The organism is Nocardia sp. NPDC055053, assembly GCF_053608285.1.
This window is the reverse complement of record NZ_JBSGVD010000058.1, coordinates 1-21,439: the sequence shown is the minus strand read 5'-3', so window position 1 is coordinate 21,439 and position 21,439 is coordinate 1. Positions and strand designations below refer to the sequence as shown.

The 21,439-nt window shown below is 68.3% G+C and carries 23 protein-coding genes; 13 read left to right on the top strand and 10 right to left on the bottom strand.

The features are described 5' to 3' along the window. Nucleotides 1-90 precede the first annotated feature (90 nt). Both ACWF82_RS32655 and ACWF82_RS32650 read right to left on the bottom strand, forming a co-directional pair. On the bottom strand, nt 91-546 hold the full coding sequence (locus ACWF82_RS32655; RefSeq protein WP_452507430.1) for a PTS sugar transporter subunit IIA: 456 nt from the start codon (nt 544-546) through the stop codon (nt 91-93). Continuing rightward, nucleotides 543-773, bottom strand: a complete 231-nt coding sequence (locus ACWF82_RS32650; protein WP_452507429.1) for a glucose PTS transporter subunit EIIB — start codon at nt 771-773, stop codon at nt 543-545. Before ACWF82_RS32650 ends, ACWF82_RS32655 begins: the two co-directional genes overlap by 4 nt. Before the next feature lie 228 nt (nt 774-1,001). On the opposite strand from ACWF82_RS32650, the gene ACWF82_RS32645 reads away from it, so the two are divergent. The 5 genes from ACWF82_RS32645 to nagB all read left to right on the top strand — a co-directional run bounded on the left by ACWF82_RS32645 (nt 1,002) and on the right by nagB (nt 6,506). Continuing rightward, a complete protein-coding gene (locus tag ACWF82_RS32645; RefSeq protein ID WP_452507428.1) occupies nt 1,002-2,348 on the top strand; it encodes a PTS transporter subunit EIIC in 1,347 nt (448 codons plus the stop codon). 4 nt (nt 2,349-2,352) lie between these two features. After that, nucleotides 2,353-2,613 (top strand): HPr family phosphocarrier protein, encoded by a 261-nt coding sequence (locus ACWF82_RS32640; protein WP_452507427.1) that lies wholly within the window; start codon nt 2,353-2,355, stop codon nt 2,611-2,613. Next, on the top strand, nt 2,613-4,277 hold the full coding sequence (gene ptsP / locus ACWF82_RS32635) for a phosphoenolpyruvate--protein phosphotransferase (protein WP_452507426.1): 1,665 nt from the start codon (nt 2,613-2,615) through the stop codon (nt 4,275-4,277). Before ACWF82_RS32640 ends, ptsP begins: the two co-directional genes overlap by 1 nt. A 274-nt stretch (nt 4,278-4,551) precedes the next feature. After that, the gene (locus tag ACWF82_RS32630) at nt 4,552-5,727 is read left to right on the top strand and encodes an N-acetylglucosamine-6-phosphate deacetylase (RefSeq protein WP_452507425.1); all 1,176 of its coding nucleotides are present in this window, start codon (nt 4,552-4,554) and stop codon (nt 5,725-5,727) included. Then, nucleotides 5,727-6,506: a glucosamine-6-phosphate deaminase gene (nagB, locus tag ACWF82_RS32625; protein WP_452507424.1), complete on the top strand. Its 780-nt coding sequence runs from the start codon at nt 5,727-5,729 to the stop codon at nt 6,504-6,506. The genes ACWF82_RS32630 and nagB overlap by 1 nt, the downstream gene beginning before the upstream one ends. 1 nt (nt 6,507) lies before the next feature. Here the strand turns inward: nagB and ACWF82_RS32620 are convergent, their stop codons facing one another. Next, nucleotides 6,508-7,701 carry an RNA-guided endonuclease InsQ/TnpB family protein gene (locus ACWF82_RS32620; RefSeq protein WP_452507423.1) on the bottom strand — a complete coding sequence of 398 codons (1,194 nt, stop codon included), beginning with the start codon at nt 7,699-7,701 and terminating at the stop codon, nt 6,508-6,510. Between the two features lie 190 nt (nt 7,702-7,891). Between ACWF82_RS32620 and ACWF82_RS32615 the strand changes: the two genes are divergently transcribed. Then, entirely contained in the window at nt 7,892-8,719 is an 828-nt protein-coding gene (locus tag ACWF82_RS32615; RefSeq protein ID WP_452507422.1) for a copper homeostasis protein CutC, read from the top strand. Nucleotides 8,720-8,929: 210 nt separating this feature from the next. Here the strand turns inward: ACWF82_RS32615 and ACWF82_RS32610 are convergent, their stop codons facing one another. Together ACWF82_RS32610 and ACWF82_RS32605 are read right to left on the bottom strand one after the other, a co-directional pair. Further along, nucleotides 8,930-9,571, bottom strand: coding sequence for an HD domain-containing protein (locus tag ACWF82_RS32610; protein WP_452507421.1), 642 nt, complete (start codon nt 9,569-9,571; stop codon nt 8,930-8,932). A gap of 73 nt (nt 9,572-9,644) precedes the next feature. Beyond that, nucleotides 9,645-10,307, bottom strand: coding sequence for a class I SAM-dependent methyltransferase (locus ACWF82_RS32605; RefSeq protein ID WP_452507420.1), 663 nt, complete (start codon nt 10,305-10,307; stop codon nt 9,645-9,647). Between the two features lie 100 nt (nt 10,308-10,407). On the opposite strand from ACWF82_RS32605, the gene ACWF82_RS32600 reads away from it, so the two are divergent. Then, nucleotides 10,408-10,989, top strand: a complete 582-nt coding sequence (locus ACWF82_RS32600) for a TetR/AcrR family transcriptional regulator (protein ID WP_452507419.1) — start codon at nt 10,408-10,410, stop codon at nt 10,987-10,989. Here the strand turns inward: ACWF82_RS32600 and ACWF82_RS32595 are convergent. Next, nucleotides 10,922-11,215 carry a hypothetical protein gene (locus ACWF82_RS32595; protein ID WP_452507418.1) on the bottom strand — a complete coding sequence of 98 codons (294 nt, stop codon included), beginning with the start codon at nt 11,213-11,215 and terminating at the stop codon, nt 10,922-10,924. The two genes, ACWF82_RS32600 and ACWF82_RS32595, sit on opposite strands and share 68 nt — an antisense overlap. Before the next feature lie 174 nt (nt 11,216-11,389). Here ACWF82_RS32595 and ACWF82_RS32590 point away from each other — a divergent pair, with 174 nt between their 5' ends. After that, nucleotides 11,390-12,325: an NAD(P)H-dependent flavin oxidoreductase gene (locus tag ACWF82_RS32590; RefSeq protein ID WP_452507436.1), complete on the top strand. Its 936-nt coding sequence runs from the start codon at nt 11,390-11,392 to the stop codon at nt 12,323-12,325. Nucleotides 12,326-12,400: 75 nt separating this feature from the next. Here the strand turns inward: ACWF82_RS32590 and ACWF82_RS32585 are convergent, their stop codons facing one another. Both ACWF82_RS32585 and ACWF82_RS32580 read right to left on the bottom strand, forming a co-directional pair. Then, nucleotides 12,401-14,053 (bottom strand): CocE/NonD family hydrolase, encoded by a 1,653-nt coding sequence (locus tag ACWF82_RS32585; protein WP_452507417.1) that lies wholly within the window; start codon nt 14,051-14,053, stop codon nt 12,401-12,403. A gap of 65 nt (nt 14,054-14,118) precedes the next feature. Beyond that, nucleotides 14,119-14,910, bottom strand: a complete 792-nt coding sequence (locus tag ACWF82_RS32580) for a thioesterase family protein (protein WP_452507416.1) — start codon at nt 14,908-14,910, stop codon at nt 14,119-14,121. A 141-nt stretch (nt 14,911-15,051) separates the two neighbouring features. Between ACWF82_RS32580 and ACWF82_RS32575 the strand changes: the two genes are divergently transcribed. The 3 genes from ACWF82_RS32575 (at nt 15,052) to ACWF82_RS32565 (ending at nt 17,662) form a co-directional block, all read left to right on the top strand. Continuing rightward, entirely contained in the window at nt 15,052-15,678 is a 627-nt protein-coding gene (locus ACWF82_RS32575) for a TetR/AcrR family transcriptional regulator (RefSeq protein ID WP_452507415.1), read from the top strand. A gap of 98 nt (nt 15,679-15,776) precedes the next feature. Continuing rightward, nucleotides 15,777-16,247, top strand: coding sequence for a hypothetical protein (locus ACWF82_RS32570; RefSeq protein WP_452507414.1), 471 nt, complete (start codon nt 15,777-15,779; stop codon nt 16,245-16,247). A 227-nt stretch (nt 16,248-16,474) separates the two neighbouring features. Beyond that, nucleotides 16,475-17,662: a lipase family protein gene (locus ACWF82_RS32565; protein ID WP_452507413.1), complete on the top strand. Its 1,188-nt coding sequence runs from the start codon at nt 16,475-16,477 to the stop codon at nt 17,660-17,662. An 87-nt stretch (nt 17,663-17,749) separates the two neighbouring features. Here the strand turns inward: ACWF82_RS32565 and glnA are convergent, their stop codons facing one another. Further along, complete coding sequence (gene glnA / locus ACWF82_RS32560; RefSeq protein WP_452507412.1) at nt 17,750-19,186, bottom strand: type I glutamate--ammonia ligase; 1,437 nt, start codon at nt 19,184-19,186, stop codon at nt 17,750-17,752. Between the two features lie 251 nt (nt 19,187-19,437). Between glnA and ACWF82_RS32555 the strand changes: the two genes are divergently transcribed. Then, entirely contained in the window at nt 19,438-19,893 is a 456-nt protein-coding gene (locus ACWF82_RS32555) for an RDD family protein (protein WP_379308697.1), read from the top strand. 8 nt (nt 19,894-19,901) lie between these two features. Here ACWF82_RS32555 and ACWF82_RS32550 read toward each other — a convergent pair whose 3' ends face one another. Further along, nucleotides 19,902-20,945, bottom strand: coding sequence for a saccharopine dehydrogenase family protein (locus tag ACWF82_RS32550; protein ID WP_452507435.1), 1,044 nt, complete (start codon nt 20,943-20,945; stop codon nt 19,902-19,904). A gap of 71 nt (nt 20,946-21,016) precedes the next feature. Here ACWF82_RS32550 and ACWF82_RS32545 point away from each other — a divergent pair, with 71 nt between their 5' ends. Continuing rightward, a complete protein-coding gene (locus ACWF82_RS32545; protein ID WP_452507411.1) occupies nt 21,017-21,400 on the top strand; it encodes a YrdB family protein in 384 nt (127 codons plus the stop codon). Nucleotides 21,401-21,439: the final 39 nt, after the last annotated feature.

Sequence of the window (21,439 nt, the reverse complement as noted above, 5' to 3'; positions counted from 1 at the left end):
GCCACGAAGTACGCAACGGCGAGTCGAAGGGTTCATCCGACGGGATCGGTCACGAAACCAGCTGACGCTCCGAAGACGTCAGCCGATCTCCTACGGCGAATCGAACAGCGGGGCGCCGGGATCCACGTCGGTGCCGATGGCGTCGCTGGTGATCGAGTCCTTCGGGGAGTCCATCACGACGATCGGGCAGATCGGGGAGTTGCCGGTGGCGGCGATTTCGGTGGGGTCGAAGGTGACGATCGGGGCGCCCGCGACGACCTCGTCACCTTCGGCGGCCAGGAGTCCGAAGCCTTCGCCCTTCAGCTTGACCGTGTCGATGCCCAGGTGGACGAGGACGCCGACGCCGCTGCCAAGGATGACGAAGGCGTGGGGGTGCAGTTTCAGGATCTTGCCCGCGATGGGCGCGGTGACCGTGAGGGCGCCGCGGGTGCGGTCGGGGTCGATCGCCACGCCCGCGCCGACGATCTGACCGGCGAAGACCGGGTCGGGGACATCGGCGAGGGCGACGACCTTGCCTGCCAGCGGGGCGAGGACCGGCACACTCACAGCATGTCCTCGATGTCCTCGGCGAGGGAGTCCGCCGTGGGGCCCACGACGACCTGCACGGCGTTGCCCACCTTGAGCACGCCGTGCGCGCCCGCGGCCTTGAGCGCGGCCTCGTCGACCAAGCTGGCGTCCTTCACCTCGGTGCGCAACCGGGTGATGCAGCCTTCGATCTCGACGATGTTGTCGGCGCCGCCCAGACCCTTGACGATCGCTTCCGCTTTGGACATATGTTCTCCTTTTCCGCGGTGGTTGCCGGTTCCAGTATGGGAGCCTCGAATGTGCGCCACGTCATATTTCGCGGTTGACATCCGGTAGCCACCTGGTCAAACTTACAACTGGTTATGACCGGACAGTACCCGTCAGGGTGACCGGTTCACAACAGTTAACCCGGACAGGCTCGTAAGTCCGTCCGGCTCGCCGAGACCGCCGGCAAACCCGGCACGAAGAAGGTCGACATGACTGCCGCTACCGACAGCCCCAAGCAAGAATCGAAGGTGTTCGCGGGATTGCAGCGCCTGGGTCGCAGCCTCATGCTGCCGATCGCGGTGCTCCCCGCGGCGGGCATCCTGCTGCGCATCGGCCAGGACGATCTCCTCGGCCGGTTCTCCGCGCTGGAGAGCACGGCGGCGGTCATCTCGGCGGCCGGGCAGGCCGTGTTCACCTGGCTGCCGCTGATCTTCGCCGTCGGTATCGCGATCGGCTGGGCCAAGAAGGCCGACGGGTCGACGGCGCTGGCCGCGGTGGTCGGGTACATGGTGATCGACGGCGTGTTCAAGGCGATGTCGCCGATCGTGCTGGCGGGCAAGACCGATCCGAAGGGCGCGCAGGCGCTGATCAACTACGGCGTGCTCGGCGGCATCGTGATGGGTCTGCTGTCGGCGATCCTGTGGCAGCGGTTCTATCGCACGAAACTGCCCGATTTCCTCGGCTTCTTCAACGGCAGGCGGCTGGTGCCGATCCTGACCGCGGTCACCGGCCTGGTTGTCGGTGTCGGCATGTCGTTCGTCTATCCGGCGTTCAACTCCGCGCTCACCTGGGTGGGTGAGACGGTCGCCGACAACACCGTTCTCGGTGGCGGCATCTACGGCGCGGCCAACCGCCTGCTGATCCCGACCGGCCTGCACCACATCCTGAACTCGACCGTGTGGTTCCTCGTCGGCGACTACACCGACGCCTCCGGCCAGCTCGTGCGCGGTGATCTCAACCGGTTCTTCGCCGGCGACCCGACCGCGGGCACCTTCATGACCGGCTTCTTCCCGATCATGATGTTCGCGCTGCCCGCCGCGGCGCTGGCGATCTGGCGCAATGCGCGGCCGTCGCAGAAGAAGCTGGTCGGCGGCATCATGCTCTCCACCGGGCTGACCGCGTTCGTCACCGGTATCACCGAGCCGCTCGAGTTCTCGTTCATGTTCGTGGCGTGGCCGCTGTACGTGGTGCACGCGATCCTGACGGGCACGTCGATGGCGCTGGTCAACGCGCTGGGTATCCACGACGGGTTTACGTTCTCGGCGGGCGCGATCGACTATCTGCTGAACTTCGGCAAGGCGACCAATGCGTGGATGCTGATCCCGATCGGCCTTGGCTACGCGGTGATCTACTACGTGCTCTTCAGTTTCGTGATCAAGAAGTGGAATCTGCGGACGCCGGGTCGCGAAGCCGAGACCGATGTCGAGGCCGGGGTGCCCGATGTCGCCGCGGTCGAAGCCGAGGCCGCGCTGACCGCGACCGGCGATACTCGGACCGACGCGCCGTCGGTCGCCGAAGTCGAAACGAAGCTGGACAAGAAATTGGAAGGTGAGTGAGGCCATGACCACCCGCACAGTCGTCGTCGGATCCGAGGTGGGGCTGCATGCGCGGCCCGCCGCGAAATTCACCCAGGCCGTCCAGGCCACCGGGGTGCCGGTGCGGATCTCGGTGGGAGGTGGTGAACCGGTCGACGCGGCCAGTGTGCTCGCGGTGATGACGCTGGGCGCCGGCCACGGCGCCGAGGTCACCTTGTTCGCCGACGACGACGCGGTCCTGGACAGTCTGGCCGAGCTCGTGGCCTCGGATCTGGACGCCGCCTGATGGGCGAACAGGTGATCCGCGGACTCGGGGTGAGCCCCGGTGTCGTGTGCGCGCCGTGGTTGCGGTTCGGTTCGCAGCTGGCGACCTCGCCGCAGGATCCGGTCGGCGGATCGGTCGAGGAGGAACTGGCCAGGGTCAAGGCGGCGCTCGGTGGCGTGGCCGACGAGATGCAGGCCAGGGCCGGTCGCGTGAGTGGTGTCGCGGCGGAGATCTTGTCGATGTCGGCGACGATGGCCCGTGATCCGGGCATCGTCGCCGCCACCGAGAAGCAGCTGGCCGACGGGATGCCGACGGCGCACGCGGTGCACCTTGCGTTCGAAGGGTTCTGCGACAAGCTCGAGGCGCTCGGCGGGTACATGGCCGAGCGGGCGACCGACCTGCGCGATATCGGCGGGCGCACCGTCGCGATGCTGCTCGGGGAACCGATGCCGGGCATTCCGGAGCCGGGGTATCCGTTCGTCCTGGTCGCGCGGGACCTCGCGCCGGCGGACACGGCGATGCTCGGTGACAGCGAGGTGGTCGGGTTGCTGACCACCGAGGGCGGGCCGACCAGCCATACCGCGATTCTCGCGAAATCGCTGGGGTTGCCCGCGGTGGTGAACTGTCCCGATACCCATCGGCTCGTCGAGGACGCGCCGGTGCTGCTCGACGGCAGTACCGGTGATGTGGTGATCGATCCGAGTCCGTTGCGGCAGCAGGCCGCGATCGAGCAGGCGGCGGTGGATGCGGCGCGGTTGGCCGCGGCCAGCGGGCCGGGGCATACGGCCGACGGGACGCCGGTGCAGCTGCTGGTGAATATCGGGACCGTCGATGATGCCCAGAAGGCGGGGCCGGTGGACAGCGAGGGGGTCGGGCTCTTCCGCACCGAGTTCATGTATCTCGGCAAGGCGACGGCGCCGAGCATGGATGAGCAGATCGCTTCCTACACAACAGTTCTCGAGCGATTCGCCGGGCGCAAGGTTGTGGTGCGTACGCTCGACGCCGGATCGGACAAGCCGTTGCCGTTCCTCGATCTGGGGACCGAGGAGAATCCCGCGCTCGGCGTGCGTGGTCTGCGGATCGGGACGGTGTTCCCGGATACCCTCGCGACCCAGCTGACTGCGCTGGCCAGGGCGGGTGAGGCGACCGGGGCCGAGCTGTGGGTGATGGCGCCGATGGTCGCCACCGCCGACGAGGCCGCCGGATTCGCCGCGCTCGCACGGGAATCGGGGCTGCGCAAGGTCGGTGCGATGATCGAGATTCCGGCGGCGGCGCTGCGGGCGCCCGATCTGCTCACCCATCTCGACTTCGTCAGCATCGGCACCAACGACCTCAGCCAGTACACCTGCGCGGTCGACCGGATGGCGGGTGGGCTCGCGCATCTGCTGGATCCGTGGCAGCCCGCGGTGCTCGATCTGATCGCGCTGGTCGGTGCGGCGGGGGCGGCGGCCGGGAAGCCGGTCGGGGTGTGTGGTGAGGCCGCGTCGGATCCGACACTGGCGCCGGTGCTGGTCGGGCTCGGGGTGACGAGTCTGTCGATGTCGGCGCCCGCGCTGCCTGCGGTGCGGGCGGCGTTGTCGGGCGTTGACATCGAGAGGTGCCGGGAGGCGGCGGATGTCGCGTGTGCGGCGCGGAATCCGCAGCTGGCTCGTGAGGCGGTCGCGGCGATCGTCGGGCGGGCATGAATCGGAGGACGGTGCGTGCGGTTCGGCGGGTGGCCGGGCCGCTGCACTCCGACTGCCTGCGGCTCTCGTCCGGTCCGACGCCGCGGCGTCATCCGTTCCGTGCCGTCGAGGTCGGCGGTGTCCGCACCTGGCCAGGATCTGTCGATGCCGATACAGCAAGCCGACGCGGCAGCACACGGCCTCGGATGGACGACCTGCACGCGAGCATGTCTACCGGCGTCGGTGCGGGTAGACCGGTTGACGAGGTGCGGTCGGGCACACGTCGGGGTGTGGTGTGGTGATCTCGCGGGGCGTGGTGCGTGGGCGGCTGCTGGGGACCGGCAGCGGCGAGATTGCCGATGGTGTGGTCGAATTCGACGCCGGGTGGATCAACTGGGTCGGGCGCGCCGCGAATTATCCTGCTGTGGAGCAGCTTCCGGCAGCGAGCACAGATCTGGTGCTGCCTGGGCTGATCGATGCGCACTGTCATGGTGGCGGTGGGTTCGGATTTCCCAATGCCGATGCCGCCGGAGCGCGGATCGCCGCGGCGGATCATCGTGGGCAGGGGACGACCGGGCTGTTGGGCAGCCTGGTCTCGGCGCGGCCTGAGGTACTGGTCGAGCAGGCTGCGGTCCTCGCCGATCTCGTGGTTGGCGGCGAGCTGCTCGGGATCCATCTCGAGGGGCCTTTCATCAACGCGATCCGTTGTGGCGCACAGGATCCCGCAGCCATCGTTCCCGGTGATCCCGCGTTGTTCGAGCGGATCTGCGAAGCGGCGCGCGGCACCGTCCGATCGATGACACTGGCGCCCGAGACCCCGCACTTCGAGGAACTGCTCACCGCGATGCGGCGCAACGATGTGCTGCCCAGTCTCGGGCACACCGATGCGGATGCTGCCACCACGGCGGCGCGGATCGCCGATGCGGTCGGCGGGCCGATCACCGCGACACACCTGTTCAACGGGATGCCCGGCCTGCATCACCGCTCCCCCGGGCCCGTCGCCGCCTGCCTGGCCGCTGCCGGGCGGGGGGACATGGTGGTCGAATTGATCGCCGATGGCGTGCATTTGGCGCCGGAGACCGTGGCGATGGTGTTCGACACGGTCGGGCCGGGGCAGATCGCCCTGGTCTCCGATGCGATGGCGGCTGCCGGGTTGGGTGACGGCGACTATCAACTGGGGGCGCTGGATGTGCGGGTGCGCGATGGTGTCGCCCGGCTCGCCACTGCCGACGGAACTCCGGGTGCCATCGCGGGCGGGACCGCCCGATTGCTCGATGTGCTGCGGTGGACGGTTCAGCACGCGGGGATCCCGCTCGCCGACGCGGTCACCGCCGCCACCAGTACTCCCGCGCGAGTGCTCGGCCTCGACGACCGCGGCGTCCTCTCGGTCGGTGCGCGCGCGGACCTTCTCGTCACCGACCAGTCATTGCAGCCGCGGCGGGTGTTCGTCGCCGGAACGGAAGGAATCTGATGGAGATCGTGATCCGGGCGGACGAACACGAGGTGGCTACGACGGTCGCCGATATCGTCGGCGGGTATGTGGAGCGCGGGAACGCGATCCTCGGTCTGGCCACCGGGTCGTCGCCGCTGGGCAGTTATCAGGAGCTGGCGCGGCGGTATCGCGAGGGTGAGATCGACTTCTCGACGGCGAGCGCGTTCCTGCTCGACGAGTACGTCGGGCTGCCGAAAGAGCATCCGCAGTCGTATTTTTCGGTGATCCGCTCCGAGTTCGTCGATCATGTGAACCTCGATCCGGCGCGGGTGCTGAGCCCCAACGGCGAGGCGGGTGACATCGCGGGCGAGGGCAGGCGCTATGACGCCGCGATCGCGGCCGCGGGCGGGGTCGATGTGCAGTTGCTCGGTATCGGTACCGACGGGCACATCGGTTTCAACGAGCCTGGGTCGGCGCTGACCTCCCGGACCAGGGTGAAGACGCTCACCGAGCAGACCCGCAAGGACAATGCCCGCTTCTTCGGCGGGCCCGAGAATGTGCCGCATCACGTGCTCACCCAGGGGCTCGGCACCATCGGCGAAGCCGGGCATCTGGTGATGATCGCGCTCGGCGCGGGCAAGGCCGACGCGATCGCCGCCGCGGCGGAGGGTCCGCTGTCGGCGTTCTGCCCGGCCTCGGTCATGCAGTGGCATCGGCACGTCACCGTGGTGATCGACGAGGCGGCGGCGAGCAAGCTGAAGCTGGCCGGCTACTACAGGTACGCGCTGGCGAACAAGCCTGCCTGGCAGTCGTTCTGAGTTAACCCCTCCCGACGGCTGAGACCGGGGGATTTCCAGCTCGGACCGCACCACACGCATCCACGGAGGGAGGCAGGCAGTGTCCAACGTCGTCAACACCGGCACGGTTGAGTTCTACCGTGGTCGCCAGAATCACCCTGGCGGCGTTGCGGTCCCGATCGGCGGTGTGCCCGCAGAACTCGCAACGAAACACTCTTTCACCCAACGCGAGCGGTCGTTTGGCTCTCACAGAACAGCTCGCGCAGGTCATCGTCGTGTAGGCGGGCGGAACCAACACCACCCTCCGGCCCGCCCGCGTGCCACGTTCGATCAGTTCGCGTTTGGCCGACCCGATCGCGGCATCAGCCGCTTTCCTGGCCATCGTCGATTTGGCCAAGAACCGTGGTTTGAAGTCCTCTACTGCGATGGTGTGGTGATCGGCGACCACCCGACGGACCCACACACGCGCAGCGTGAGTGTTTTGGCGGGACGCCTTCTTATGCAACCGGGCAGCCTCACGCCGCGCCCGCAGGTATCCCTTGGATGGCATGTGCCCGCGCGGGCGACGACGACGAGCCATCTTCCGCTGCGCACGTGCAAGTTCTGCGGCGCAGCGGCGGCGATACCCTGCAAACGGCAGGTCATATGCGGGGCTGGTGGTGATCGCGGTGGTGGTGACCCCCCAGTCGACACCGATAGCGCCGGTCGCGGCTGGCGAGGGTTTGGATGGCCTGCGAGTCACGAACGAGGCGTACCAGTGCCCGAGAGAGTCCCGGTATACGCGGACGGACGTCGGTGTGGACGGCAATTCCCGCGACCACACCACCGGGACCGACACTCCTTTTGGCAGCCGCAACCTGCGGTCTCGAATCGAAAACCCGCGCGCCGTATACTCCAGCGATGGCAGGGAAGTCTTGCGGGGCTTGAATTTCGGCCGTCCACGGCCCTTTATCGTGAACGAATGGTCCAGGGCGGCAGCATAGTTGCGCAGGATTTGCTGTTGGGCCACTTGGGAACCCTCCCGCAGCCACGCCGTCCGAGATCGTGCTTCGGTGAGCATCTTCGACAGCCGTACGAACGACGGCTTGGCGCCGCTGAGTTGCTGGTTGACAGCTTCGTTCCACAGGAATCGGCAGCGATGCCACTCAGATTCGAGCGCCGCCACCGCGTGCACGCCAGGTCGCAAGCGGTAGGTGTAACGCACGACGTCGTCCACGCCACAGACAATACACCTCAACCAATAGCCACCAGATGGCTGAATCCGATCGAACACAACGTCAACTGCCGGCGGCGGCGACACTCTGGCAGAAGTAGGACCGCGCCATGCCGGTAGCCAGATGCATGCTCAACGTGCACTCCGATTCCACTCGGCACGTACGAGTGGGGCTCCCCGTGGAGCTATCCCCATGACCGCGCTCGAGTTCGCGGTGCAGGATGTGGCGGGTGCAGTCGGCGCGCGGCGGGTCGGTGCGGATCGGGTGGAAGTGTGTGCGGCGCTGGGCAGTACGGGCGGGTTGACCGCGAGCATCGGGATGATCGAGGCGGTTGTCGCGACGGGGTTTCCGGTGCATGCGCTGATCCGTTGCCGGGCAGGCGGTTTCGTGTATGCCGAGGCTGACGAGATCGCGGTGATGAATGCCGATGCACGGGCGGCGGTATCGGCGGGAGTGGCCGGACTTGTCGTCGGGGCGCTCACTGTTGACCATCGGGTCGATGCCGAGGTGCTGGAGCGGATGCTCGACGGTGTTCCGGTCGATGACATCGAGTTGACCTTTCATCGCGCCATTGATCAGGTCGGCGACCGGTCGGCCGCCGTGGACACGTTGGTGGCACAGGGAATGACCCGGGTACTCACCTCCGGCGGCGCCGCCCGCTGCGCCGACGGTCTCGACGAACTCGCCGCGATGGTCACCCACGCCGCCGGACGGATCCAGATCATGGGCGGTGGCGGGGTCACCGTCGGCGACATACCGGCCCTGCACCGCGCCGGCGTCGACGCCGTGCACCTCTCGGCCCGCCGCGTCGTCCCCGATGACGGCGGACCGGGTGGTGGTGGAACCTCCGGTCACGAGCAACTGGATCAGGAGCTCGCGGCTGCCGCTGCCGCACAGCTGCTCACCGTCGACGCCGCTCGCTCATCGGCCATCCCTGCGCCGTATCGAACTCGGTGGAGACCGGATCGGCAGGCTGCCACGTCGCCGATTCGAATGGCGACCGGCCCGGATCGCCGATGACGGTGGGACCACCAGCGACCGGAGGACGAACTCGCCGCCGCCCAGGCGCACGCAGTGAATGCGACCGGTTGACCGGCAGACGTCCGGGTACCCGGACGCTCAACCACGAGTATCAGCCACTTCGCTCGAGCGCGCTCGGGCATATCGGTTCGCATCAGACGGCCCCGTCGCGTCTGCCGCCCGCCAGTACATCGTGGGCCGTCAGCCAGCTCAGGAACGTTCGGCGAGAATGAGTTCCGCCTCGCCGGGATTGCAGTCGAACGCGGCCTGCACCGCGGCGATCGCACCCGCGTGGTCACCCGCCGCGGCGAGCCGGTCGATCTCGGCCCAGCGGTCTGTCGGTGGCGCCACCGACAGATCCAGGGTGCGTTCGAGCCGTTCCCACATGCGGGCCACGATCGGGTCGTCGGCGAGCAGTCCACCCAGGTGGGCCTTGAAGGTGGGGTGTTCGGTGCGGTACATGCCCATCCAGCTGCTGCCGGGCGGGCTGGCTTCGGCATTGGCGGTGCGGTCGGCCAGCTTCAGGATCACGGCGGGTGGGTGGGCGGTGATCTTGGTGTAGGCGTCGAGGTTTCGGGCCTTGCGGTTGGGGCCGACGCCGGTGACCGCCCACACCAGATCGAGAACCTCACGGCCGAAACGGGATTCGACATCCTCGGCGGTGACGGGAGTGTCCTCGACGACGTCGTGGAGCCAGGCGGCGGCGGCGAGAGAGCCGTCGTAGCCGAAATCGTCGAGCACGGCGCGCACCGCGGCCAGGTGGGTGACGTAGGGATGGTCGCCGTAGCGCTGGGCGCCGTGTGCCTCGACGGCGAACTCGCGTGCTTCGGTTTCCCGCTGATCGAACTCCATGCCGCACCCCCGTGCTCTATCGGCGAACCTGTCGAGATCGACCCTAGCCGAGGCCACCGACAGGTGGCCCGGATCAGCGGGAAGCGGGTTTCACCGCGGTGAGGATGCCGGTTTGGTACTTGCTCTGCGTGTAGTCGAGGTCGGTGAATCCGGTGTCGCGTAGCTGGTCGGTGTACTGGCGGATGTCGGCGTCGGCGAAGGGGTTGCCGCCGCCGAAGAAGGGGGCGAGCACCCGTCGCGTCCGCGGGGTGAGCGAGGCGTCGGCGAGCAGAAGGCGGCCGCCGGGGCGCAGGACTCGCCACATCTCGGCGAGCGCGGTGCCGCGGTGTGGTGCCGGAATGTGATGCATGACGAAAGTGCAGGTGACGACATCGAATTCGCCGTCGTCGAAGGGCAGGTCCTGGGCTGGGGCCTGCTCGTAGCGGTGCTGCGCCGCGCCGGCACGCTGCCGATTGTCGGCCACCGCGATCGCCGAGGGGTCGACCCCGACGGCCGTACCGGACGGGCCGGTCACAGCGCCTGCGGCGCGCACGAGTTTGCCCGGCCCGCAGCCGATATCGAGCGTGCGGTGGCCGGGTGCGATACCGGCCTTCGCGACGAACTCGGCGAGCAGACGACGCTGTCTGCCCAGGAAGAACACCGTGGTGAACAGGTTGTAGCGGCGCAGGCCCGCGATGACCAGGCCGGTGTCGCTGTCGTCGACGAACATGGGAGTGAGAAGCTGGTTCTTTGACATGGGTCCATGGTCGAACGCAGCCACGGCGGCGACCAGAACCAGAACCGCCGGATCTGTCCGATTCCGGACACATCCGGTGCATCCGTCCCGTGGAGGAACGATGGCCGAGCACACCGATCGCCGGGTCCGCCGGACCAGGGACACCCTGCACCGTGCGCTGATCGAGCTGATGATCGAACGCGGCTACGACCGGGTGACTGTCAGCGACATCATCGACCGGGCCGACGTCGGGCGCTCCACCTTCTACGCGCACTACCGCGACAAGGACGATCTACTGCTGGTCAGCTGCACCGAGTTCCTCCGCCGCGAGATCGCCAGAACCACCGGCCCCGGCTCGCCGATCGCACCGCTACGGGTGATGTTCCACCTCGCTGCGCAGTATCCCGAGGTGTATCAGCCACTCATCGGGCCGAAGGCGACCACAACGGTGCTGCACTCCTACCGGCGCTGCGTGGCCGACCTGATCGGCGAACTGGTCGACGGCCTGGCCGCCGATACCGTCGCGTTCCTGTCGTGGGGACTGGTCGGCGTCCTCGGCACGGTGATCGACCCGAACGACCCCGTCCCGCCGGCACAGGCATGGCGACGTTTCGAGGCGCTGGCCCTGCACGGGCTCAGCGGCAGCGCAGATCAGGCCACGGCGGACGGCGCAGGATCGCCAGCGTCGCGATCACGCCGGTGAGCAGGCCGATCCATTCCCCCAGCTGGGCGATGCGATTGGAGTCGACGGCGGGTGTCCAGTGCGCGCGGCCCTCGTGCACCACGAACACGCCGACCGGGTGGGCCGATCGACCGAAGACACCGCCGCGCGCGACGGTGATCACGGTGCCGTCGGCCGTCTCCATCGGTTCGCCGAACACCGTCGGCGGCGCGGCGACCGCCTCCTCGAGCCGATCCCTGATCGTCATCGGAAACCCCCGTTCGTCGTTTGCGACTCTGCTGACGAACATACGCCTGAGCGGCGCGGTCCTCGGCCTTTCGCACGCGGCGTGCGCGATCACTGTCACCGGCGCTTGGCATGATGGGTGGGCCGAGCCACGACGAGAGGTGCCGAGCCCATGACCAGCACAGCGGAACAGGACATCCTGGCGACACCGTGGTCGCGTTCGATCGATCTGCGCGTGCCGGTGGTGAACGCGCCGATGGGCGGTGCGGCGGGCGGACGGCTCGCGGCGGCGGTGACCGCGGCGGGCGGGCTCGGCATGATCGGGATGGGCAGCGCCGGATCGGTGGCCGCGCTGGAGCGCGAGCTCGCCGCCGCCGGAGGCACGGCGTCCGGGATCGGGCTCGTCGACTGGGTGCGCCAGCGCGAAACCGGACTGCTCGAGGCCGCGATCGCCGCGAAGCCGCGCATTCTGTCGATCAGTTTCGGCACCGATTTCTCGTGGGTGCCGGTGGTGCAGGCGGCGGGGATTCTGGCGGTGACCCAGGTCTACGACGTGCCGGGTGCGCATCGCGCGCAGGACGCCGGCATCGACGTGCTCGTCGCACGGGGCAGCGAAGGCGGTGGGCACGGCGCCGACCGGCTCGCGCTGCTGCCGCTGCTCGACGCGGTGCTCGACATCGCGACGGTTCCGGTGCTGGCGGCGGGCGGGATCGGTTCCGGGCGCACACTCGCCGCGGTGCTCGCTGCCGGTGCGGCGGGGGCATGGCTGGGGACGTGCCTGGCCGCGGCGGACGAGTCGCTGGTGCCCGAGAACGCCCGGCGGGCGATGCTCGCGGCCGATTCCACTCATACCGTGGTGACCACCGCGTTCGACGAAACGCTCGACCTGCCGTGGCCGCCGATCTATCCGGCTCGGGTGCTGCGCAACGATGTCACCGATCCCTGGTCGCGCCCCGAGTTCGACGAGTCGCGGCCGAGTGCCGAGATGCTGCGTGCCGCCATCGAATCCGATGACGTCACCATCGCGCCGGTGGACGCCGGGCAGGGCGTCGGCCTCATCACCCACATCGAACCCGCCGCCGCGATCATCGACCGGTTATGCCATGACGCGGCGGTGTTGTTACGCCGCTGACGGCCGGCGCGCCTGTCTCGACCTCCGCGGTTGGTGTCCCCGCGCCGGTTGGTGGCTCATGTGGTTGCGACGCTCCTAACCAACCGGGTTGTGCAGGTCGACGGCTCGCGCGGGATCGTTCAGCAGGGCCGGGTCGAGCTGGATCGTTTCCTCGGTCCGCCACCTGGCATGCCAAATCGGTACGCCGCCTGCGAGATCCGTCTCGCGTGGGGTGGTGAGCAACGGCAGCTCGAGGCGGGCCGCTGTCACGGTGACGGTGGCGTTGGCCGGGGTGTGGGACCAGACGTCGTCGACGACATCGGTGACGCGGATGCCGAGGCGATGGCCGGTCGCCAGGCGGGCGTCCTGCCAGAGCAAGCGGATCTGCGCCTCCGGGCTGACGGGGGCGATGCCGCGGGTGATGACGGTGGCGCGGCCGTCGGGTGCGATGTCGTAGAGCTCCAGGGCGACAGTGGCATTCGGCGGTCCGGCGAGGTTCAGCGTCGCGGTTGCCCGGCCTGCCAGGTGCAGTGCGCTGGTCACGGGTGCGGAGATCGACCAGATTTCGCGGTCGGGGCCTGGGAGCAGTCCGCGATCCTGGAACGTGCCGGTGCGCAGGTCGACGGTGATGCGCTGAGAATCGACTGGGGGCCAGACCTTTTCACTGCGCCAGCCGCCGTCGAACTGGCCGACGGTGACCGGCGGTCCGGGAACTTCCACGGCCGCGCCTGCCACGTGCCGGTCCAGGAACGCCGCCAGCTCCGTATTGAAATGCGGTGTGCCGCAGCGGCTGCGGCAGTCCGAGTGTCCCCACTGACCGAACCACGCGCGGTGCTCGCCGGGGCCCATCCCCTGCCAGGCGTCGAGGACGCGGTCGGCTCTGGTGTTGGAGTCGAGGAAGCTCTGGCCGAGGAACAGCGGAGTCGTGTTGCCGCGCAGGTCCTCGACGATGTCGCGGTCACGCCAGCCGGGGTTGGCGCCGTTGTGGTCGGTGGTGAGCGCGAGATAGCGGTCGGTGCACTCCTCGGTCATCTGGAGGGCGTTGGCCTGGTATTCGGGTGAGTCGTCCCAGCGGCCCGGTGTGTGGGCGATGGCGAGATGTTCCGGACCGGCGAGGTCGGCGGGGCGAAGGCCGTCCTCGGTCAGCGGTTTTCCGCCGAACTTCCACGAGATGCCCTGCATGTACAGGTAGGAGTACGGGTCGACGACCGGCTCGAAGGCAGCGACCGCGGCCAGTCCCTTCGGTTTCGCGGCCAGCGCGAGCATGCCGGTCCAGCCTTCGTAGGAGGTGCCGACCACGCCGACCCGGCCCGTCGACCACGGTCGGCTCGCAGCCCATTCCACCGCGGCGGCCACGTCGGACTGCTCTCCCGGGCCACCGAAATCCGGGCACCCGTTGGAGCCGCCGAAGCCGCGCAGGTCCACGATCACGTAGGTGTAGCCGGATTTCAATGCCCACTCCACCGGCAGGTTGTCGGTGGACGGTCCGCCTTCGGGGCGCGGCTGGGTGAGGTAGGCCAGGTGCGCGCGGTACGGGCTGGCGGTCAGCAGTACGGGGGTGCGCACGTCGTCGGCCAGGCCAGGGGGCCGCAGGACATCGGCGTGCAGGCGCGTGCCGTCCGGTGCGGTCAGATACTCCTGTGTCCACGTGAACGCCACATCGACCGGCTCGGCCGAAACCGGCGTCGCCATACCCAGAACCAACGCCACACCGGCGGCGACCCGCGCGACCATCACACCCCATTGCACGGATGGACTATCGCCGCTCGCGGCAGCGCCGTCCAGCCCCGAGATCCGGGGGCCGAGCTGTGTCGCTACGGCTGCGGACGAACGGTCAGGATCTGCTCGGCGACTCCCACCGGTCCGCGGGTGTCGTGCAGCACGGTGGTGGTCAGTCCCTGGCCAGCGTGGCCGAACGTGACGCTGGTGTCGAGGCCGGTCCAGGAGCCTTCGGGTTGCCGGTACAGGTGGATGGTCAGATCGACGTTGGGGAACATCCACTTGGTCGGCTCCTGCCGGACCGCGATGCCGTTCGCGGTATCCACCAGCGCGAGGAACGATGCCAGCGGATCGACGGGTTCCCCGGCGACCAGATTCACCGCGGACTGGATCCAGGCGGTGGTTCGCCCTGGTTGCGGGCGGCCGACGGGGCGGGCGTCGAGTGACGCGATGTAGCCGCCGGGCCATACCGAGGTGAGCGGCCAGGGCGACAGTGATTCGGGTGCGGGCAGCCGGTCGGGCTCACCGCCCGCGACACTGTCGGTGTCCTGGGTGCTCAGCATCCAGGCGCGGGCGCTCACCACGCTGCGGCCCGCGACGGTGACCGTGGCCTCGACCAGTTCGATGGTGCGGCCGGGTCGGATTGTCTTGACGTCGATGTCGAACTCCTCGAGCCCGATCCGGCCGAGGATGTCGAAGCTGATCCGGCTCATGACCAGCGCGGGGCGTTGTTCGCGCGCCCGTGTGCGCTGGATCTCGTGGACGATCAGCCCGGCAAGCGGGCTGAAGTGCTGCTCGTCGGTGCTCCAGGCGCCGCCCGCGTGGACGGTCGGCACGAAACGGTGCGTACCGAGTCGCTGGAAGTAGCTGGTCGCCGATGCGCTCATGTCCGTCACAAAACTCAACCTACGGGTCGAGTTTTCATCTTGCTAGTCGATTAACCATCCTTGTGGTCGACTTCACAAGCGTGTGGAGGCCGGGCAATTGGGCGGGATGGTTCGACGACCGGCCCCGGATATGATCGGCCGATGACTTCGATTGCGGACGAGAGCGTCGCGCCCGCCGGGCGCGCAGCGAGACGACGCGATCGCCGCAAGGCGGAGATGATCGACGCCGCGCTGCAGATCCTGTCCGGCAGCGGCTATCAGGGGATGCGCTTCGAAGACGTCGCCGAGCGTTCCGACATCGCGAAAGCCACGCTCTACCACTATTTTCCGAGCAAGGACGCGCTGGTCTCCGCGGCGCTGGAGAAGCTGACCTCCGATGTGCTGACCCACCTGGGCGAAGCTCTCGATGCCGCGGCGGATCGATCCGCGACCGACCGGCTTCGCTCCCTCGTCGCCGAGCAACTGCGGGTGCTGACGGTGCTGTATCCCGAAGTGGGCAAGCTCTTCTCGTTCCCCGCGCCGTGGCCCGCCGAGCACACCGAAGCCATCAAGACCATGCGCCGGCGGCATGATCGGATCTTCCGCGAGGTCGTCGACTCGGGCATCGCGTCAGGCGAATTCGACTGCCCCGACCCCGCGGTCGCGCTGCACTGCCTGCACGGCATCCTGAACCACGCTTCGATCTGGCTCCGCCCGGATGCCGACCCCGACGGCCGCACCCGCGACGCCGTCGTCGACGAATCGTTGCGTTTGTTCGTCCGAGCTTGATCGGCACCGATCGGGCACTGTGCCCAGGTGTCGGACCCGGCGGGTAGCTTGTCCGGCACGGGCGGGGAATTCCCGCGCGATACGGGAGGGAACCCATCATGACCGAGCCGAGAACCCACCACTACCAGTTCGCACACCAGGTCCTGCCGAACCTGGCCGAGCGGCTCGGCTCGCGAATGGTCACCGACGAGCCGCCGCACGGTTACGCCGAACAGCTGAAGTACCTGTGGGACAACGTCGGTGAGCGACTGGCCGACGACGACCGCCTGCCGAGCGATGGCATCACGGGCCGCCGCGTCGACGCGGAGGGATTCCAGCTGCTGCTCGTCGAACTACCGGCACCGGCCGCCGCGGCGGAAGCACATTTCGTCGCGATCGTCCTGCCCGAGAACTCCGACGACGTCAGGGTATTCACCCTCGAACACGCCACCTTCCAGCCGGCGGACCGCAGCGACGCCACCATGCTGGGATCCTGGGCGAACCGCAGCCACTTCAACCTCGGCCCCGGTCCCCACCCCGATCCCGCCGCCTTCATCACGGCCATCCACTCGAAGCTCGCCGCCCGATAGCCCGGCGCGATCTTCGTCGTCGGTTCGGGTATCCATCCCGATTCCGGAAGGTAGCCTGACTGCCTTCAGGGGGATTCCTTCGCAGGCAGCGGTCCCCTGGGAGGGAAGTCAGCATGACAGACAGTGTCGTATCAGCGTGTGGTGCAGCGCATTCAGTGGTCAAGCGCGGTCAACTGCGCTCAATGGTGGTCGCGATATCGGCCGTGTTGTGCTTGACCGGCACCTCCATGGCGGTCAGTAGTGCGGATCCGCTGCCAACTCCGCAGAACGACCCGTTCTACACCCCACCATCGGGCTGGGACTCGGAGGCGCCGGGCACGATCCTGAATTCGCGGCCCGTCGAGGTGGCCTCGCTGACGCCACAGGCGCAGGACGCCGATGCCTGGCAGTTGCTGTATCGAACGACCGATACCGACGGCAGGCCCATGGCGACCGTGACGACGGTGCTGCGCCCACGAACCGGGCAGGTCAAGGGATTGATCAGCTATCAGGCCGCCACGGATGCCTCGGCCCCCCAGTGCGCGCCTTCGTTCGTGCTCCGGCAAGGAGCGCCGGACAAGTACGACTCCTCGCTGGATCTCATTCAGATCGAGCAGATGCTGTCGACCGGGCACGCGATTTCCGTCCCCGACTGGGAGGGGCCGAAGGGGACGCTGGTCGCCCCGAGACAGCCGGGTTACCTCGTGCTCGACGGGGTGCGCGCCGCCGAGCGTTTCGCGCCGCTCGGCCTGTCCGGCACCGATACCCCGGTAGCCGCGGTGGGCTACTCCGGCGGGTCGATAGGGACCAGCTGGGCCGCGCAGGTACATCCGGACTACGCTCCCGAACTCCGGCTGACCGGTGCTGCCCTGGGTGGTTGGACAGCACCCCTGGCCAGCTACCTGGAGACGCTGAACTCCGGTTTGTTCTCCGGTTTCCTGCCGTCGATGCTGCCGGGCATGATGCGCGCCGATCCCCGCCTGGCGGCGGCTTTCGACACGTATCTGACGCCCGCCGGGCGCGCCCTGATCGCGGCCGGTGACAGCAAATGCGTGACGCAGAACGTGTCCCAGCACGCGTTCATGAACCTGGACGACTACCTGACGATCCCCTTCACGCAACTGATCGAGCAGGTCCAGGCGTCCTTCGACGGCCTGGACTTCGGCCCGACGGTGCCGACCGCACCGCTGCTGGTCTACAACGCCGTGCACGACGAGATTATCGACATCACCAAGACCGATCAGGCGGTGGCACAGTGGTGCGCGTCCGGGGCGCCGATCACCCAGGTCCGGGACGGTCTGAGCGAGCACGTCAGCCTCGCGATCAGCGCGACGCCCGCGGTCCTGGACTGGATCGATGACCGCCTGGCGGGCCAGGCCGCACCGGACGGTTGCACGACGCGCACGGTGCAGTCCATGTCGCTCGGTGGTTCCTAATGCGCGTAGGGCAACACAAATCGCCCGCCCACGGATACCGTGGACGGGCGATTCAGACACTGCTACCGACGAATCGGCTGCTGCGACTTACACGTCGTAGTACAGCTCGAACTCGTAGGGGTGCGGACGCAGGTTGACCGGCGCGATTTCGTTGTCGCGCTTCAGCTGGATCCAGGTCTCGATCAGGTCCTCGGTGAAGACGTTGCCTTCGGTGAGGTAGTCGTGATCCTGCTCGAGGCGGTCGATGACCGTCGCGAGGCTGGTGGGGGCCTGCGGGATGTTCTTGGCCTCCTCGGGCGGCAGCTCGTAGAGGTCCTTGTCGACCGGAGCCAGCGGCTCGATCTTGTTCTTGATGCCGTCCAGGCCGGCCATCATCATGGCGGCGAAGGCCAGGTACGGGTTACCCGAGGAGTCAGGCGCGCGGAACTCGATGCGCTTGGCCTTCGGGTTGTTGCCGGTGACCGGGATGCGGACCGCGGCGGAGCGGTTGCGCTGCGAGTACACCAGGTTGATGGGGGCCTCGTAGCCCGGCACCAGACGGTGGTACGAGTTGACGGTCGGGTTGGTGAACGCCAGCAGCGACGGGGCGTGGTGCAGGATGCCGCCGATGTAGTGACGCGCCAGGTCCGACAGGCCGCCGTAGCCGGCCTCGTCGTGGAACAGCGGCTTGCCGTCCTTCCACAGCGACTGGTGCACGTGCATGCCCGAGCCGTTGTCACCGAAGAGGGGCTTCGGCATGAAGGTGACAGACTTGCCTTCCTGCCACGCGGTGTTCTTCACGATGTACTTGAACAGCTGCAGGTCGTCCGCAGCGCCGAGCAGCGTGCCGAACTTGTAGTTGATCTCGGCCTGACCGGCGGTGCCGACCTCGTGGTGGCCGCGCTCGAGCTCGAAGCCCGCGTTCTGCAGGTTGGTCGAGATCTTGTCGCGCAGGTCGACGTAGTGGTCGTACGGGGCGACGGGGAAGTAACCGCCCTTGTTGCGGACCTTGTAGCCCAGGTTGCGGCTGCCGTCCGGGTTGAACTCGTTGCCGGTGTTCCACGAGCCCGAGATCGACTCGATCTCGTAGAACGAGCCGTTCATGCCCGAGCCGTAGCGGATGCCGTCGAAGATGTAGAACTCGGCCTCGGCACCGAAGTAGGCGGTGTCGGCGATACCGGTCGAACGCAGGTACTCCTCCGCCTTGCGCGCGATGTTGCGCGGGTCGCGGGAGTACGCCTCACGGGTGAACGGGTCGTGCACGAAGAAGTTCAGGTTGAGCGTCTTCGCGGCACGGAACGGGTCGATCCGAGCGGTGCTGAAGTCGGGGAGCAGGAGCATGTCCGACTCGTCGATCGACTGGAAGCCACGCACCGAGGAGCCGTCGAACGCCAGACCCTCTTCCGCCAGGTCGGCGGTGAACGCCTTGGCCGGGATCGAGAAGTGCTGCTGGACGCCGGGAAGGTCCGAGAAGCGGATATCGACGTATTCGATGTCCTCTTCCTTGATGTGCTGGATGACCTCTTCGGCCGTGCTGAACGTCACTTGTTCTCCTTACGGATCGGTTCCCAGCCAGTCACGATGCATGGGTTCGTCGCGACCTGACGCTATGGACGCGGTGTTTCCCTACAGTCAAGGCTGTGTTTCGCCAGTGTTACGCGTGCCGGATTCGAGGTGATGTCTGCCATCCGGGCGCGAGCTGCATCGTAATCCTGCCATCCGCCCGATGGTGCGATGACGTGACCTCCACTAATGCGGTCGTGGGCGGGCGGTAGCGCGCCACTATCCTGGGTGCCATGGCGCGTATCACCGGCACATGGCTCTCCGGCAACCCGGCGGAACCGGGCGATTCGGAAACATCGGGCTACCCCGGCGAGCTGTACGGGCTGCCGCGCGAAGGGGCGGGATCACTGACCGCGACCTGGCGCCGGGTCGTCGCCCTGTTCATCGACTGGTTCATCGCGGTCGGCATCGCCGCGGTCATCACCCGCAGCTTCGTCTCGTCGTCGGTGCCGCTGCTGGTGTGGTTCGTGATCGGCGTCGCCGCGGTGACGCTGTTCGGGTTCACCCCTGGCCAGTACTTCATGAAGCTGCGGGTGATCCGGATCGACGCCCCGGTGGCGGTCGGTTTCGTGCGCGCGCTGGCCAGGCAGGTGCTGCTGGTGTTCGTCGTCCCCGCGCTGTTCACCGACGCCGACGGTCGCGGCATGCACGACCGAGCCACCGGAACCGCACTGGTCAACGCTCGCTGAGCCGGGGCTCAGAGCTCGCGGTTCTCGACGAGGCCGCCCGGTATCGCCTCCAGGAAATCCGCGCCGAAGGCCTGGCTCGGCGTCCATGCGCCCGGCGCGACAGGGGCGCCGGCGAGCAGCCGCTCCACCGCGGCGAGGGTGCTCGCGGCGGTGAAGTCGTAGGTGTTGGCCACGACGAGGCCCGCCGAGGCGGTGCGCCCATCCGGCGCGATGGCCCGTGCCCACAGCTCGCTGCGTGTTTCGGCGCGGCGGGCATCGGAGGGCCCTGAGATCAGTGCGCGGACCGCACCGGCCGCGGCGCGCCGCACGGGGCCGACGCCGAGAATCCGGCGCAGCACCGGCTCGGCCACTCCCGCCGCCGCGGCGAGCGGCACCACGGTGAAGTCGGTGATGTTCGGGATGCCGGTGGAGCGGTAGGCCGCGCTGATGTCACCGAGCGCGACACTGTGCGCGACGACCGTCCCCCGCGTCGTCGGCACCCGGACCGAGCGGTGTGACATCGGCACCGCGACCAGTTCGCCACCGCTGCGCACCCGGCCACCGAGCCCCACGGCCTCGAGCGCTGTCAGCAGGGTGCCCGCGCTGAAGCCGCCGCGGCTGATCAGCGCGATGTCGAGGTCGGTCGCTTCCGGCAGCTGCGCGGCCAGCCGGACCGCGAGATGTTCGGTGGGGACCACGTCGAAGCCGACACCAGGCACGAGTGCGACCTGCGCGGCCACGGCCTCGTCGTGCCTGGCGTAGATCGCCTCGAACACGTCGACCTCGCCGGTGATGTCGACGTAGTGCGTTCCGGTGCGCAGGCATGCCTCGACCATCGGCGCCGAGGTCGCCGAGAACGGTCCGGCGCAGTGCGCGACGACCGAGACATCGGCGAGCGCGGCATCCAGCGCGTCGTCGTCGGTGAGCGCGACCACGCGCGACGACACGCCGAGCCGATCAGCCACGCGCGTGACCGCCTCGCTCGCGCGCCCGGCGAGGACAGGCGCGTGGCCCGCCGCCACCGCCGCGGCGGCGATCAAGCCACCTGTATATCCGTTGGCACCGTAGATCATCCAGGACACGTCCCGACGATAGCGTGCGGATGCCGCTCGGACCGGCCGTTGTGCACCGGTACGCTCCTGCCGTGTCACTGAATCCGGCCTTGCTGGCCGCGCGTTTCCTGCTCGAACTGATCGCCATCGCCTCGTTCGGGGTGTACGGATGGCGGGCCTTCGATTCCCCCTGGCGATATCTGCTCGTCGTCGTGCTGCCGATCGTGGCCGCGGCGCTGTGGGGCACGTTCGCGGTACCCGATGATCCGAGCCGCAGCGGCGCCGCACCGGTGCCGGTCCCCGGTGCGGTGCGGCTGGTCGTCGAGTTCGCCGTGCTGTTCGGCGGGGCCGCGGCGCTGTGGGGCGCCGGCCTGTCCCGTCTCGCGCTGGTCTCCGCGGCGGTGCTCGTCGCGTATCAGCTCCTGGCCTACGACCGGGTCCTGTGGCTGCTGACCGGACGGGCGGCGAACAGCTGAAAACGCCGCGAGCCCGGCACCTGCGGTCAGGTGCCGGGC